This is a genomic window from Amycolatopsis sp. NPDC004772 (assembly GCF_053601215.1).
Window position 1 is genome coordinate 47486 of sequence record NZ_JBSGBK010000046.1, and the last position, 15434, is coordinate 62919.

Annotated in this window: 11 protein-coding genes and 1 pseudogene; 7 read left to right on the plus strand and 5 right to left on the minus strand. The window is 72.7% G+C overall.

Going from position 1 to position 15434, the window contains the following annotated elements; all coding sequences use genetic code 11:
- Positions 1-196 precede the first annotated feature (196 nt).
- Positions 197-373 (plus strand): zf-HC2 domain-containing protein, encoded by a 177-nt coding sequence (locus ACWEF6_RS25640; RefSeq protein WP_449685274.1) that lies wholly within the window; start codon positions 197-199, stop codon positions 371-373.
- 18 nt (positions 374-391) lie between these two features.
- On the opposite strand, the gene ACWEF6_RS25645 is transcribed toward ACWEF6_RS25640, so the two are convergent.
- Positions 392-1339 carry an Lrp/AsnC family transcriptional regulator gene (locus ACWEF6_RS25645; RefSeq protein WP_449685275.1) on the minus strand — a complete coding sequence of 316 codons (948 nt, stop codon included), beginning with the start codon at positions 1337-1339 and terminating at the stop codon, positions 392-394.
- 109 nt (positions 1340-1448) lie between these two features.
- On the opposite strand from ACWEF6_RS25645, the gene ACWEF6_RS25650 reads away from it, so the two are divergent.
- Positions 1449-2765, plus strand: coding sequence for an MFS transporter (locus ACWEF6_RS25650; RefSeq protein WP_449685276.1), 1317 nt, complete (start codon positions 1449-1451; stop codon positions 2763-2765).
- On the opposite strand, the gene ACWEF6_RS25655 is transcribed toward ACWEF6_RS25650, so the two are convergent.
- The 3 genes from ACWEF6_RS25655 to ACWEF6_RS25665 all read right to left on the minus strand — a co-directional run bounded on the left by ACWEF6_RS25655 (position 2743) and on the right by ACWEF6_RS25665 (position 5784).
- Positions 2743-3150 carry a hypothetical protein gene (locus tag ACWEF6_RS25655; RefSeq protein WP_310973657.1) on the minus strand — a complete coding sequence of 136 codons (408 nt, stop codon included), beginning with the start codon at positions 3148-3150 and terminating at the stop codon, positions 2743-2745. The two genes, ACWEF6_RS25650 and ACWEF6_RS25655, sit on opposite strands and share 23 nt — an antisense overlap.
- A 43-nt stretch (positions 3151-3193) precedes the next feature.
- Entirely contained in the window at positions 3194-4063 is an 870-nt protein-coding gene (locus ACWEF6_RS25660) for an oxidoreductase (RefSeq protein ID WP_449685277.1), read from the minus strand.
- Between the two features lie 566 nt (positions 4064-4629).
- Positions 4630-5784: a glycoside hydrolase family 3 N-terminal domain-containing protein gene (locus ACWEF6_RS25665; RefSeq protein ID WP_449685278.1), complete on the minus strand. Its 1155-nt coding sequence runs from the start codon at positions 5782-5784 to the stop codon at positions 4630-4632.
- Between the two features lie 936 nt (positions 5785-6720).
- On the opposite strand from ACWEF6_RS25665, the gene ACWEF6_RS25670 reads away from it, so the two are divergent.
- From ACWEF6_RS25670 to ACWEF6_RS25690, 5 genes and pseudogenes are all read left to right on the plus strand, one after another.
- Complete coding sequence (locus ACWEF6_RS25670) at positions 6721-7299, plus strand: response regulator transcription factor (protein WP_449685279.1); 579 nt, start codon at positions 6721-6723, stop codon at positions 7297-7299.
- Between the two features lie 9 nt (positions 7300-7308).
- Positions 7309-8553, plus strand: coding sequence for an ABC transporter substrate-binding protein (locus tag ACWEF6_RS25675; protein ID WP_449685280.1), 1245 nt, complete (start codon positions 7309-7311; stop codon positions 8551-8553).
- Between the two features lie 6 nt (positions 8554-8559).
- Positions 8560-9456, plus strand: a complete 897-nt coding sequence (locus tag ACWEF6_RS25680) for a carbohydrate ABC transporter permease (RefSeq protein ID WP_449685281.1) — start codon at positions 8560-8562, stop codon at positions 9454-9456.
- A complete protein-coding gene (locus tag ACWEF6_RS25685; RefSeq protein WP_449685282.1) occupies positions 9453-10277 on the plus strand; it encodes a carbohydrate ABC transporter permease in 825 nt (274 codons plus the stop codon). The genes ACWEF6_RS25680 and ACWEF6_RS25685 overlap by 4 nt, the downstream gene beginning before the upstream one ends.
- Positions 10274-11651: pseudogene (locus tag ACWEF6_RS25690) on the plus strand (GH1 family beta-glucosidase). The gene ACWEF6_RS25685 and the pseudogene ACWEF6_RS25690 overlap by 4 nt, the downstream one beginning before the upstream one ends.
- Here ACWEF6_RS25690 and ACWEF6_RS25695 read toward each other — a convergent pair.
- Positions 11610-15236: a BTAD domain-containing putative transcriptional regulator gene (locus tag ACWEF6_RS25695; RefSeq protein ID WP_449685283.1), complete on the minus strand. Its 3627-nt coding sequence runs from the start codon at positions 15234-15236 to the stop codon at positions 11610-11612. The pseudogene ACWEF6_RS25690 and the gene ACWEF6_RS25695 overlap by 42 nt on opposite strands.
- Positions 15237-15434: the final 198 nt, after the last annotated feature.

The following is a 15434-nucleotide window of genomic DNA, read 5'->3' on the forward strand; positions in this document are numbered from 1 at the left end:
CAAAAGCTTTCCGTGTTCGGACGGGTGAGGTGCGTGACCATCGTCGTCACTCACATGGGCTGTTTGCCCTCCGAAGTTGTCGGCCGTTCGGGTAGAAATCCGCGGAACTTCGCCGAGGACGCGTCCATCTCAGGACTCTGGAGGCATCGGACAGTGCGGGCGTTCCTCACGGGACGCGGAAACGGAGACGCGATCCATGGGCCGGTACGACCGGACCGACCTCGGGGCGTACAGCCTGGGGTTGCTCGACGCCGCCGAGGCGGCCCGGGTCGAGCGGCACCTCGCGGCGTGCCCGGACTGCCGCCAGGAGGTCCGGGAGTTCGAAGCCGTCCGCGGCCTGCTCGACCACCTGGTCGAGGTTAAGTCCACTTAGGACTCTAGGGCCGTTCGCTCAGCGTGAGGCGGCCGCCTTGACCGTCCGCAGCACCGGAGCCGTCTCCAGGGTCCGGATGGCCTCCAGTGCCCCCAGCCGGTGCGTCAGGTAGTGGTGCAGTGCGGCGGCGTCCGGGCACAGCGCCAGCGCCACCAGGTTCGCCGGCCCCGTCGTCGCCGCCACGAGCGCCAGCTCCGCGTGGGTCGCCAGCGTCCGCGCCACCCAGTCCAGCTGGGCCGGTGCCACCGCCATCCACAGCAGGGCCTGCGTGGTCGCCCCCAGCAGCTCCGGATCGATCTCCAGGTCGAAGAACACGGTGCCGCCCGCCAGGAGGTCGGCCAGGCGGCGCGCGACGGTCGCCGCCGACCAGCCGGTTGCCGTCGCCAGCTCGGCCAGGCCCGCGCGGCCGTCGCGCTGCAGCGCCGCCATCAAGGGGGCGTCGTCGCCGGTCAGCGGCTTGCCCGGGCCGTCGTGGACCGGGGTGAGCGCGGCGATCTGGGCCGCGTCGAGGGCGTTGGCCCGGCCCAGCCACGCCGTCGGGCCGCCGAAGTACCGGTGCAGCAGCTGGTGCGCGGAGACCGCCGTGATGCTCGCCGTGCGCGGGATGTCCCGCAGCAGCAGCGCGTGGTCGCTCGCGGCCGGCGTGTGGACGTTCACGCAGATCTCCGTGCCGCCCGACATCAGCTTGATCCACGCCGTGTCCGCGCGGCGCGCCAGCGCCTGGGCGAGGTCCTGCGCCGTGTGCGGCGTCGCGGTCAGGCGGACCATCCACTCGGCTTGGCCGGCCCGCTGCGGATCCGGCAGGCCGACGACGCGGAGCGACGCCTCGGCCCGGAGACGGCGGTAGCGGCGCGCCACCGTCTGCGTGGAGACGCCGAGGACGTCCCCGATCTTGGTGAACGGCGCCCGCCCGTCGAGGTGCAACGCGTGGATCAGCGCGCGGTCGACGGCGTCCAACGTGGTCATATCCCTCATTCTGATCCATTGAACGGAAGAAATCAGCCAAATCACGCTCTTAGCTGGAACGCAGACTGGTCGCAAAGTCAGGGTGGGCGCCGAACGAAAGGAGACCTCCGTGCTCACCCTGACGCGTTATCGGCGGCGCTGGGCCGCTTTGGCCGTGCTGCTCGTCGCCGAGGCCATGAACCTGCTCGACGCGACGATCGTCCAGGTCGCCGGCCCCGCCGTGCACGCCGACCTGCCCGGCCCGGCCGCCGGCATCCCGTGGTTCAGCGCGGCCTACACGCTGCCGTTCGCCGCCTTCCTGATCACCGGCGGCCGGCTCGGCGACGTCCTCGGCCGGGCCAAGGTGTTCAAGCTCGGTGTGACGGGCTTCGTGCTCGCGTCGCTGGTCTGCGCGGCGGCCCAGGACGCGGGCGTCCTGATCGGGGCACGCGCGGTGCAGGGCGTGGCGGCGGCGCTGATCATCCCGCAGACCATCGGCCTCATCCGCGCCCTGTTCGACGGCGGCGAACTCGCGAAGGCCCTGGGCGCGATCGGCCCGGTGATGGGCCTGTCCGCGGTCACCGGGCCGCTGCTCGGCGGGCTGCTGACGCAGGCGATCTCTTGGCGGGCGGCGTTCCTCGTGAACGTCCCGCTCGGGCTCGCGGTGCTGCTCGCCGCGCGGCTGCTGCGGGAGGACCGCGCGGCCACCCGGCCGCGGCTCGACCTCACCGGCACCGCGCTCGTCGTCGCCGGTGCCGGGCTGCTCGTCTACCCGCTGATCGACCCGGCGGGGACGAACTGGGCCCTGCTCGCGGCCGGCGCCGCGCTGCTGGTCGTGTTCGGCTTCCAGCAGCGCCGCGCGGCCGCGCCGCTGGTCGAGCCGAGCCTGTTCACCCACCGCGGGTTTCCGGCCGCGCTCGCCGGGTCGCTGCTGTTCTTCGCGGTGATGACCGGCCTGATGCAGGTGGTGTCGATGCAGCTGCAGCTGGGGCTCGGCGCCGACGTCCGCACCGCGGGCCTGACCCTGCTGCCGCTGTCGGTGGGGCTCGCGGTGTCGTCGTACGTCGCGGGCGCCCGGCTGGTGCCGAAGTTCGGCCCGCGCGTGATGTACGCCGGGCTGGCTCTGCTGCTGGCCGGGGTGCTCGCCATGGCGGCCGGCGGGGTGGGCGCGTACCCGTGGGCGCTGGCGCTGTGCGGGCTCGGGATGGGGACGTTCACGGTGCCGTTCTTCACCGCGGCACTCGGCCGGGTCCGCCCGCACGAGACGGGCTCGGCCGCCGGGCTGCTCAACGCGGTGCAGCAGCTTGGCGGCACCCTCGGCGTCGCCCTCCTCGGCGGGCTCTACCTCGGCACCGGCACGGCGGCCGTGGCGCTCGGGCTGGGTGCCGCGCTCGCCGTGGCGGCCGCCGTGGCGGTGCTGCCGCTCAGTAGTCGTCGCGGCCGGTGAACTGCTGCTCCAGCAGCTCGGCCGCGCCGGCGACCAGCTCGAGCGGGTCGGTGAACTCGTTGATGTCGAGGTTGATCAGCGGCAGCGAGTGGCGGAGCACGACGTGCTCGCCCATCACCGCGAGCCCGCCGACGACGATCGCCTCGCCGACCTCGGTCAGCACTTCCAGGAGGTCGACCTGCTCGTGCCGCGCGAACGGCGTCGCGATCTGCACCCAGTCCTCGCGCTGGTCGAGGATTTCGCGGGCGATCACGACGATCTGCGCCCGTTGTTCGGTGTCCGGGTCGTCGCCGAAGACGAGACGGATGCGCAGTTCGTCGGGCTCGTCGCGCACCACCCGGTACGACTGCCTGATGTACGCGACCAGATCGCCCCACTCCGCCACGGTTGCTCCGTTCTCGTGCTTGTCCGGGCGCTCAGCGTAGCGATCAGGCGGCGCCGATCCGGTCCAGATCGGCGAGAACGTCCGCGGGCAGGTCCAGTTCGGCGGCGGCGAGGTTCTCCCGCAGGTGCGCGGGCGACGACGTCCCGGGGATCAGCAGCATCGACGGCGACCGCTGCAGCAGCCAGGCGAGCGCGACCTGCATCGGCGTGGCCCCGGCCCGCGCGGCGCAGTCGTCGAGCAGCCCGGACTGCAGCGGGCTGAACCCGCCGAGCGGGAAGTAGGGCACGAAGGCGATCCCCTCGGCGGCGCACTTGTCGACGAGGGGATCGTTCTCGCGGTGGGCGACGTTGTAGTGGTTCTGCACGCAGACGACGGGCGCGATCGCCTTCGCTTCGTCGACCTGCTCGGCGCTGACGTGGCTGAGCCCGAGGTGCCGGATCAGCCCCTGCGCCTGCAGCTCGGCGAGCACCCCGAACGGTTCGGCGACCGACATCGGGACGGGGTAGTCACCGGCGGCGTTGCTGAGCCGCAGGTTGACGACGTCGAGCGCGTCGACGCCGAGGTTCCGCAGGTTGTCGTGCACGGCCTCGGTGAGGTCCGCGGCCGACAGGGCGACCGGCCACCCCTTGTCGGCGCTCCGCCGCGCCCCGACTTTCGTCACGATGACGAGCGAGTCGGGGTAGGGGTGCAGGGCGTCCTTGATGAGGGTGTTGACGGTGTGAGGGCCGTAGTAGTCACTGGTGTCGAGGTGGGTGACCCCGCGTTCGACGGCTTCCCGCACCACGGCGACGGCCGTGTCGCGGTCCTTCGGCGGCCCCCAGACCCCGGGCCCGGCCAGTTGCATGGCGCCGTAACCCATGCGCGTCACGGGAAGTTCGCCGCCGAGGGTGAAGGTACCGCCGAGATTCGCCATGCCGCTCCTTGCGCCGGGTGCCATCGCGGAAAGTCTAGCCACGGTCGGCTTCCCGTTTCTGTCGGTGCTAATCGGTAGCCTTTGTATCGGGGGCTGCTCGCGACGCCTGGCTGCTATTTCCCTTGTGGCGCAACGGAATCGGCCTGGAGACTTGCCCGCCGATGTTCACCCGATTCAGTGGTGATCTTCGAACGCGCGTTCGGTACCGTCGTGGGTATGGCGACAACGATCCCTTCTGCACAACCGAAAACGCGGCCGCTCCTCCAGAGGCCGGGCCAGGCGCTCCCGGGTCGGCGAAGACCGGCCGGGCGGCCGGCTGATCCCGGCCGCGCCGGATCCCGGCCGCTCGGCGGTCCAGTTCCGCGTGCGTCCGGCGCGGATCGTTCCGGCGTCGTGCTCGAGGCAGGGCGCGCGGAATCCGTTGTCTGGCAACAGATTCCGTTTCCCGGCGATCCGCCGGGTGGCGTCCTCGGGCGAGGCGGTCCCAGAGGCAAGCCGGTCCAGGGGCAAGTGGGTCCAGGGGCAAGTGGATCCAGGGGCAAGTGGATCCAGGGGCAAGCCGGATCTCAGCAGAGGCCCTTGCCTCGCAGCACCCGCGCGACCGACTCCTGCACCCGCGGCTTCGGCAGTTCCCCGCTCTGCACGGCCTTGGCCAGCCGGTCCAGCACCTCGTCCACCCGGCCCCCGGAGGACCACAACGCTTCGTCCGCGCCGGCCTGCAGGGCCTTCAGCACCGCCTCGGGCAGCGGGTATTGAGCGGTGATCGCCTTCATGGCCCCGAGGTCGTCGGTCACCACCGGCCCGGTGAACGCGAACTCGCCGCGCAGCAGCTGGTACGCGGCCGGCGAGAGCGAGGCCGGCACGCCACCGGTCAGGCCCGGCACGTCGAGGTGGCCGACCATCACCGCGACCGGCCCGTAGTCGGCCAGGCCGCGGTAGGGCACCAGGTCGACCGCGCGCAGCTTGTCGAGCGGCGGCGTCACCACCGTGCCCTTGTGGGAGTCGCCCGAGCCGTGGCCGTGGCCGGGGAAGTGCTTCAGCACCGGCTGGATTCCCGCGTCCCGCAGGCCCTCGGCGAAGGCTTTCGCGTACGTCTTCACCTTGGCCGGGTCGGGGCTGAACGACCGATCACCGATGACGTCGTCGTCGGGGGCGTTCGTGACGTCGGTGTCCGGGGCGAAGTCCACGGTCACCCCGCGGGCACGCAACTGGCGGCCCCGCTCGGCGGCCAGTGTCCGAACCTGGTCGGGGGACTTCGTCGCGGCCATCGTCCGCGCCGAGGGCAGGTCGCCGTCGAGGTCGTCGATGCGCTGGACGCGCCCGCCTTCCTCGTCGACCGAAACCGCCACCGGCACCCGGGCGACGGCCTGCACCGCGTCGAGCGAGCGATCTTTCAACAACGCTGTTGCGTTACCCCCGATGAAGATCCCGCCGACCTGGTGGTCCCGCACCAGCGAAACGGTCGCCGCCGGATTGTCCCCGGACACACCCACAACGACCAGCTGCGCAACCTGAGCCCGAACATCAAGCCCAGCCGCCATCGACGCGCAGTCACCCGGCCGCGCGAGCTGCGAGGTAGGAGCGGACGGAGCGGGAGGAGAGGCCGCCGGAGCAGGAGCCGGCCGGCTGGAACTGGAGGCCACGGGCACGGCCAACCCGGAAACGACCCGCGGTTCCAAGCCTGCGACCAGCAGTCCACCGGCCACGATGGAGAAAGCCACCCCAAGGGCAGCAAGACGTCGGCGGTTCATCGGTCCCTTCACTCGTTTGTGTGCCCCCCGACCGTAGTCGACCCCCCAACCCGGCGGCGTAAAGAACGGCCCCGCTGCCCCAGCCTGACGACCGCGGCCGGCCGCAATGCCGCCCCGACCAGCGCCTCGGCCCCTGACCGGCCACCCTGCCGCCGCACGACCGCGGGCCGGAACGCGGCAGCCGGCCCCGCTGCCCCGGCCTGGCGACCGCGGGCCGGAACCCTGAGACCGGCGCGGCCACGGCCAATGTGCCCAGCCGCGTGAGCAGCCACGGCTGCCCTCGATGGCGGCTCGCTGTCCCGGCTCCACGACCGCGGGCGGCAGCGCAGCCGGCGGCAGAGCCGCCCCGACCAGCGCCTCGGCCCCTGACTGGCCACCTTGTCGCCGCGCGACCGCGGGCCGGAACGCGGCGGCCGGCCCTGCTGCCTCGGCCTGGCGACCGCGGGCGGAACGCGGCCGCCGCCCCGCCGCCCCGGCCTGGCGACCGCGGGCCGAACCCTGAGACCGGCGCGGCCACAGCCAACGTGCCCAGCCGCGTGAGCAGCCACGGCTGCCCTCGATGGCGGCCCGCTGTCCCGGCTCCACAACCGCGGGCGGCAGCGCGGCCGGCGGCAGAGCCGCCCCGACCAGCGCCTCGGCCCCTGACTGGCCACCTTGCCGCCGCACGACTGCGGGCCGGAACGCGGCGGCCGGCCCCGCTGCCTCGGCCTGGCGACCGCGGGCCGGAACCCTGCGGCCGGAGCGGCCACAACCGGCGCGCTCAACCCTCAACCAGCAACCCCGCCACCGCCAAAACCGCCAAACTTCACGCCGTGAAGAATGGCTCCCCCGCCGTTAGAGAATTCGTGAAGGCGGTCTCACCAGACTGGCCCGAGGCAGGCGTCGTCGTGGGCTGAGGAGGGTTCGATGGACCAGGTGCGAGTGGCGGCGTGGGCTTCCGACCCCATTGCCCTGACCGGGCTGATCAACCACCTGAAGTCCCGCCCCGAGCTGCTCGTCCTGCCGCGGGCCCGCCGGGGTGAGGCGGCCGTTCTCGTGTTCGCCGTCGGGGAGGTTGACCGGGAGGCCGTGGCCGCTCTGCGGGCCGCCTCGGCTGAGTCTCCCGCCGCCATTGTGCTGGTGGCCGGGCATGTCGACCCTGCGCACGTCGGCCTTCTCGCCGACTGTCACGTCTCCGCCGTGCTGCCGCGGACCGCGCTCGATCGGGTCACCGGGAGCGTGCTCGCCGCCGCTCGGGGGCGATCCGCGCCGCTGCGTGAGCAGGTCGAGGCGCTCGCCGATGAACGCGGTGGGGCGGCGCTCACGCCGCGCGAGGTGGATGTGCTTCGCCTGATGGCCGAAGGCTGGGACACTGCCGAGATCGCGGGAAAACTCTGCTACTCGGAACGGACCGTGAAGAACGTCATCTACGCCATGACCAACCGGCTCAACCTGCGCAACCGGCCGCACGCGGTCGCCTACGCCGTGCGGGCCGGTGTGATCTGAGGAAGCCTGTTGCGAACGATCGCCATCCTGGTCGCCGCGTTGATCCCGCTCGCCGCCTGCACTCCGGGGGACGCCGGGGGGAAAACCAAGCTCACCATCGCGACCTTCGGTGAGTTCGGCTACGCGCCCCTGATCGCCGAATACGAAAAACTGCACCCGGACATCACAGTGCAGAACCGCGTCACCGACTTCGACACGCACCACAAGGGCCTCGCGACCCAGCTCGCCACCGGACGCGGTGCCGCCGACGTCGTCGCGATCGAAGAGCAGTACATGCCGCAGTACCGGAAGGCGAAGGACAAGTTCGCCGACCTGGCCGGCTACGGCGCCCGCGAACTCGAAAAGCAGTGGGTGCCGTGGAAGTGGGCGCAGGGCACCGACGGCGCCTTCGTGCTGGGCCTCGGCACGGACATGGGCAGCCTCGCCCTCTGCTACCGGCGCGACCTGTTCCAGGCCGCCGGCCTGCCGACCGACCGCGACGAAGTCGCGAAGCTCATGCCGGACTGGGACGCCTACGCCGCCACCGCCGAGCGGTTCACCAGCAAGACGCCGAACGTGAAGTTCGCCGACTCCGCCGGCACCGTCTACACGGCGATGCTCAACCAGTCGCCGGAAAACTACTTCTCCCAGCGTGACGACTCCTTCATCGCCGACCGCAATCCGAGCGTGCGCACCGCTTTCTTCCTCTCCGGCGGCCTCGCCGCGAAGGGGCAGACGGCGGCGGCGACCACGTTCACCCAGGCGTGGAACGTGGCGATCAAGCAGGGCTCCTTCGCCACCGTCGCCTGCCCCGCGTGGATGCTCAGCCAGATCAAGGAAGCCGGCGGGGACGCCAACCGCGGCAAGTGGGACGTCACCACCGTGCCCGGCAGGAGTGGCAACCAGGGCGGTTCGTTCCTGACCGTCCCGAAGCAGGGCACGCACCAGAAAGAGGCGTACGAGCTCGCCCGCTGGCTGACCGCTCCGGAGCAGCAGAAGAAACTCTTCCTCTCCGACGGCATCCTGCCCAGCGAGCCCGCGGTGTACGAGGATCCGCAGGTCGTCGCGCACACCGACAGCTACTTCGGCGACGCGCCGACCGGGCGGATCTTCGCCGCTTCGGCCGACCAGCTGCGTCCGAACTACCGCGGGCTGCGCGACGCCGACGTCCGGCCGGAGTTCGGCCGGGCCCTCGGGCGGATCGAGGAGAAGACCGACACCGTCGAGCAAGCCTGGACGACAGCCGTCCAGCAGGCCCAAGCCGCCCTGAAGTAGCCACGCGTGCAGCACCGCCTCGACCGCGCGGTCACGCCGCTGCTCTTCGTCGCGCCCTTCTTCGCCCTGTTCGTCGTCTTCGGCGCCTTCCCGCTGCTCTACACGGCGTGGGTTTCGCTGCACGACTGGAACCTGCTCGAAGGCGACCGGGGCGGCTTCGGCCTCGCCAACTACGGCGACCTGCTCACGGATCCGCACTTCTACAACGCGCTCGCCAACACCGTCTCCATCTTCCTGCTCGCCGCGATCCCGGAATTCCTGCTGGCCCTGGGCATCGCGGCGCTGCTCGACCGGCCGCTGCGGGCCGCGACCTGGTGGCGCACCGGGGTGCTGCTGCCGAACGTCGTGTCCGTCGTCGCCGTCGGGCTGGTCTTCGGGCAGCTGTTCAGCCGCGACTACGGCGTCGTCAACGAGGTCCTCGGCTGGTTCGGCGTGGCTCCGGTCAACTGGCGGGCGACGACCTGGACGTCGCACTTCGCCGTCGCGAGCATGGTGCTCTGGCGCTGGACCGGCTACAACGCCCTGATCTACCTGGCCGCGATGCAGGCCGTCCCCGGTGACCTCTACGAAGCCGCCGAGCTCGACGGAGCCTCGCGGTGGCGGACGTTCTGGTCGATCACCGTGCCCGGCATCCGGCCCGCGCTGGCCTTCACCGCCATCGCCGGCACGGTCAACGGCCTGCAGCTGTTCGCCGAGCCGCAGCTGTTCGACGCCGGCGGCTCGGCCGGCACCGGCGGCAACGACCGCCAGTTCCAGACGCTGGTCATGTACCTGTACGAAAAGGGGTTCACGCACCTCGACGCCGGCTACGCGGCCGCGCTGACCTGGGTGATGTTCGTGATCTGCGCGCTGTTCGCGCTGGTCAACTACCGGCTGGTGCGCCGGTTCGTGAGGTCGGCGTGACAGCGCGGCGGCGGCCCGGCGGCTGGGTGTACGCCGCGCTGACCGGGGTGCTCGGCGCCTCGATCTTCCCGCTGTACTGGTCGTTCGTCGTGGCCACGCGGGACAACTCGGCGATCGGGGAGACGTCGCCGCTGCTGCTGCCGGGCGGGAACCTGCCCGAGAACGTGCGGCGCGTCTTCGGCACCGTCGACTTCTGGCTGGCCATCGGGAACTCGCTGATCGTCGCGAGCACCGTCATGGTGTCCAACGTCGTGCTGGCGAGCCTCGCCGGGTTCGCCTTCGCGCGGCTGAAGTTCCGCGGCCGCAACACGCTGTTCCTGCTGGTCGTCGGCTCGGCGATGGTGCCGGCACAGCTCGGCGTCATCCCGCTGTACCTCGTCGTCGGCGACCTCGGCTGGTACGGGCGGCTCGAAGCGGTGATCGTGCCGGCGCTGGTCAGTGCCTTCAGCGTGTTCTGGATGCGCCAGGCGTGCGAGAACGCGATCAGCCCGGACCTCGTCGACGCCGCGACCGTCGACGGCTGCTCGATCCTGCGCACCTACTGGCACGTGGCCGTGCCCGCCCTCCGCGCGCCGGCCGCGGTGCTCGCGATGCTGACGTTCATGGCCACCTGGAACGACTACTTCTGGCCGCTGGTCGTGCTCGACCCGAACGAGACGCCGACCGTGCAGGTCGCGCTGTCGCAGCTGGCCAGCGGCTACTACACCGACTACGCGCTGATGCTCACCGGCGCGACCCTGGCCGTCGTGCCGGTCATCGCGCTGTTCCTGCTGCTGGGCCGCCACCTCGTGCGGGGCATCCTGAAAGGGGCACCGGTATGACCTTCCCGGCAGGCTTTCTCTGGGGCGCGGCGACGGCGTCCTACCAGGTGGAGGGCGGCGTCACCGAAGGCGGCCGCGGACCGTCCATCTGGGACACCTTCGCGGCGACCGGAGGCAAGGTGCTCGACGGCGCGACCGGTGCTGTCGCCTGCGACCACTACCACCGCTACCCCGAGGACATCGGCCTGCTGGCCGACCTGGGACTCAACGCCTACCGGTTCTCCGTCGCGTGGCCGCGGGTGCAGCCGGACGGCCGGACGCCGTCCGCGGCCGGGCTCGCCTTCTACGACCGGCTGGTCGACGAGGTGCTGAGCCACGGTGTCGCGCCGGTGCTGACGCTCTACCACTGGGACCTGCCGCAGGCCCTGGAGGACGCCGGCGGCTGGCCGGAGCGTGACACGGCTGCCCGGTTCGCCGACTACGCGGCGGTCGTCCACCGCGCACTCGGCGACCGCGTGCGCCACTGGACGACGATCAACGAGCCGTTCTGCGCCGCGTTCCTCGGCTACGGCAGCGGCGTGCACGCCCCGGGCGTCCAGGACCACGACACGGCGCTCGTCGCGGCCCACCACCTGCTGCTCGCGCACGGCCTGGCGACGCGCGCGCTCGCCGGGCCGGAGCACGAGTTCTCGCTGGCCCTGAACTTCGCCCCGGCCATCCCGGACGGCGACACCCCGGCCCACCGCGAAGCGGCCCGCAAGTTCGACGGCATCCACAACCGGTTCTTCCTCGACCCGGTGCTGGGCCGCGGCTATCCGGAGGACGTGCTGGCCGCCGCCGGCCGGTTGGCCGACCGGATCCACGACGGCGATACCGAAACCATCGCGGCCCCGATCGACTGGCTGGGCGTGAACTACTACGCCCCGGCGCGTGTCACGCCGCTCGAGGACCCGCAGGCGCCGAGCAACTGCCCGCTGCCGACGTTGCGGGGGATGGACGTGCTGCCCGCGAAGGGGCCGTTGACGGCGTTCGGCTGGGAACAAGCACCGGACACGCTGACCGGCCTCCTGCGGTGGATCGACGAGCGGTCCGGCGGGCTCCCGCTGGTCGTGGCCGAGAACGGCGCGTCCTTCGTGGACCACGTGGTCGACGGCCGGGTGTTCGACGCGGCCCGGGTGGAACTACTTCATGGAGCACCTGCGGGCGGTCCACGACGCCATCCGCGCCGGAGTCGACGTCCGCGGCTACTTCGCCTGGTCGTTGCTGGACAACTTCGAGTGGGCGATGGGGTACACGCAGCGGTTCGGCTTGGTGCACGTCGACTTCGGGACCCAGCGGCGGACGGTCAAGGAATCGGGCCGCTACCTGGGCCGGGTCGCCAAGGCCAACGCGTTACGGCCGGCGGCGGACGGCGTCGGCGACCCCCGAGCGTGACGGCGTCTCCAGCTTGCCCAGCAGCCGGGCCACGTGGGCCTGGACCGTCCGGCGCGGCAGGGACAGCTCGGCCGCGATGTCCGGGTTCGACCGGCCTTCCGCGACCAGCCCGGCGATCCGGACCTCGATCGGTGTCAGCGACTCCCAGCCGTGGCCCGGCCGGATCGGCGAGAACAGCGCACCCCGCCGGACGCCGAGGCGGCGCAGCCGGGTTTCCGCGCGCCGCAGGTCCCAGCGGGCCGCCAGCGCCGTGTACAGCTCGGCCGCCTCCTCGAACGCCGCGTGTGCCGCGTCCAGCCGGCCCGCGCGGGCCAGCAGCACCGCCGCGTCCTCCAGCGCCGAGGCGAGCTCGGGGCGGCGGCCGACCGCGCGGAAGTGCTCGGCCGTCGCCAGCACCGGGGCCGGGTCCTCCTCGATCAGCCCGCGGCACCACGACGCCGCCGCGTGCGCCCGCGCCGGGCGTCGCTCCTTCGCCGCTTCTTCCTCGCACACCGCCAAAGCGCGCCGCGCGCGGTCGAGTTCGTCCTGCTCCATCGCCAGCCGTACGAACGCCGGCAGCCACTGGTGCCGCAGCATCATCTGCGCGTACGTCGGGTTCAGGATCGGCTCGAGGACGGCCAGCGCGCGGACCCGGTCGCCGCGCTGCTCGGCCGCCAAGGCGTCGGCGACCAGCAGGAAGTCGAAGCTCTCGCGCTCGGCGCCGGTCGCCGGGGCGTACTCCTCCGCCGCGTCGAGGTGGGCCGCCGCCTGGGCGCGGTCGTCGCGGCGGCCCGCGATCAGGGCCGCGACGCCGTGCAGCAGCAGCGCCGCCGGCCCCGGCTCGCGCAGGCCGTAGAACGTGATCGCCGGGCCGTCCTCGATGACCGTGTCCAGCTCGACCAGCGCCTCGTCCCAGCGGCCCTCCCAGTACCGGTGCACCGCGGCCGACACCTGCAGCCCGACCGGCAGCGCGTGCCGCGCCGCGACTTCCCCCGCCGCCCGCAGGGCCTCGCCCGCCTCGGCCAGGCGATCGAGGTTCTGCAGCGTGAAGACGCGGTTGTCGAGCAGGTCGAGGTGCAGGTCGGCCAGCTCGTGCTCGTCGCCGACGGCCTCGATCGCCGCGTCGATGTGGGCGAGCGCGCGCTCGTGCTCGCGGCGCACCGAATCGACCAGCCACAACGACTGCAGCGCGTGCGCGGTCAGGTAGCGGTCGCCACCGGCGAGGGCCTTCGTCTCGTGCGCGGTCCGCTCCGCGGTGTCCAAATCGGACAGACTGCCGCGCCGGAAGTTCGCCAGCAGCTGCCGGTGCTTGACCCGCCAGAGCTCCGGCACGGCCGGGTCGTCGACCCACGCGGCGAGCGTCGCGACGGCGCCTTCGGTGTCCCCACGGCGGTGCCGCAGCGCCGCGAGCACGTGCCGCATCTCCTCGACGGCGTCCGGGTCGGTGGCGACGTCGAGGGCCTGCCGCGCCAGGGTTTCCGGGCTGCGTTCCAGCCGGAACAGCACCTTGACCAGCGCGACCAGCAGCGTCTCCCGGCGCGGGTCGGTGGCGGCGGAGGCGGCCAGCGCGCGCTCCAGCAGCTCGACGGCGATCAGCGGGGCCCGGGTCGACACGACCGCGTGGTGCGCGGCGAGCCAGTCCAGCACCCATTCGTCCACTGTGGCCGGTGCCGCGACGAGCTGTTCGGCGACGCGCTTCACCGGCGCGCCGATCCCGGCGAGAGCCTCGGCGGCCTGGCGGTGCAGTGCCGCCCGGGTCCCGGCCAGCAGCCGGTCGTACAGCGCCTGGCGCAGCAGCGGGTGGCGGAACGCCAGCTGCGTCCCGGTGTCGATGAGGACGTTCGCCGTGACGGCTTCTTCCAGTGGCGCCAGCAGGTCCGACGGCCGGGTGCCGAGCACCGCGGCGACGTCGCCGACGGCGAACTCCATGCCCAGCAAGGCGCCCCAGCGCAGCACTTCCTGCGTCCGCGCCGTCAGGAAGTCCAGCCGCCGGTCGACCGCGGCGACCAGCGACCGCGGTGCCTCGAACTCCGCCGGGTCGTCGACGTCCGCCTGGCCGCCGCTCAGCGCCACCGAGCCGGCCCGGCGCAGGACGTCGACCATCTCCTTGACGTACAACGGGTTCCCGGCACCACGGGCGGCCAGCTCGCGCAGGCCCGGCCCGGGCGGCGCGCCGAGCTGGTCTTCGATCAGCCGGCCGACGTCCTCGCCGGTCAGCGGCGCCAGGTCGAGGACGACCCCGTCCCGCGCCTGGACACCGCGGCGCAGCTGGGCGAGCTCGGCGCGGTCCGGTGCCGGGCGGGTGGCGGCCACCAGCAGCAGCGGCAGCTGCCGGGTCGCCGCGCAGAGCCGGTGCCAGACCAGCACGGACGCTTCGTCGGCCCACTGCAGGTCGTCGAGCACCAGCACCTGCGGCGACTGCGCGCACAGCTCGTCGACCAGCGCCAGCAGCCGGTCGACGGCGCCGAGCACCGGGTCGGCCGGGCCCCAGCTGCGCCGCGCCGGGCCCTCGCCCGCGAGCTCCTTCGCCACCCGCGCGCGCCGCGGGTCGGGCGAATGCGCGTCGATGGCCAGGCACTCCAGCACGACCTGCAGCGGGAACCGGGTGCTCAGCTCGTCGGCGGCCGCCCAGAGCCGCTGGAATCCGGGGCCGTCCGGCAGCGAGGAGGTGAGCAGCGCGGACTTGCCGATCCCGGCGTCCCCTTCGATCCAGACCGCCCGGCCCCGCCCGGCCCGGACGTCGGCGACGAGCTCCGCGAGCCGGGCCGTTTCGGCTTCCCGGCCGAACAGCCGGTGCCCGGTGACGACGACCGGCGCCACGGGCGCGTCGAGGGCCGGGTCCTGGGCGAGGATCTGCCGCTGGAGCCGTTGCAGCGCGGGGCCGGGTTCGACGCCGAGTTCCGCGACGAGCGTGGCGCGGGCGTCGCGGAAGACGTCGAGGGCGTCGGCGGGCCGCCCGCTGCGGTAGAGGGCGAGCATCAGCGACTCCCGCAGCGATTCCCGCAGGGGGTGTTCGCCGGCCAGCACCGCCAGCTCCGGCGCGAGATCGAGGTGCCCGCCGAGCGCCAGCACGGCTTCGGCGCGGCGTTCGAGGGTGTCCAGCCGCAGTTCGGCGAGGTATTCGCGGTGCCGTTCGGCGAACCCGCCGGGGACACCGGAGAGCGCCTCGCCCTGCCAGAGCGCGAGAGCGTCGTCGAGTTCGGTGACGGCGGCCCGCGGATCGCCCTGCTCGAGGTGCCGCTGCGCGCGTTCGCGGTGCCGCTCGAACAGGGCCGCGTCGAGCGCGTCCTCGTCGAGGACCAGGGAGTACCCGGCGGGATCCGAGACCAGCACGCTGGCCGCCGACCAGCGCGAACGGTCCGGTTCGATGGCCCGGCGCAGCCCGGAGACGTAGGTGTGGACGCTGCCTTCGACGCTCGCGGGCGCGGAATCGCCCCAGACGCCGGCGATCAGTTCGGCGCGGGGGACGGGCCGGCCGGCGTTGACGGCGAGCACCGCGAAGATGGCGCGCTGACGGGCGGGGCCGAGGCCGATTTCGGCCGTCCCGCGCCAGGCCCGCAGCGGGCCGAGCACGCCCACCCGCAGGCCGGGGTCTTCCCCTGGCATGTCGTTGCCGTCCCCTCTGGGACTTCGCGTCCCAGACCCCATCCCCCAGGGACATCTCCGGTGACCTTACCGACGTGGCAACCCCCGCGAAGGTTGCGCGTTCACCCTCGCCCGGCTGGTCGTGAGTGGTAAGGCGGGTTGGAAAACCCCATATCAAAAAACAACAACCCCCGGGAGGGGGGGCATTTAGGCGGGCGG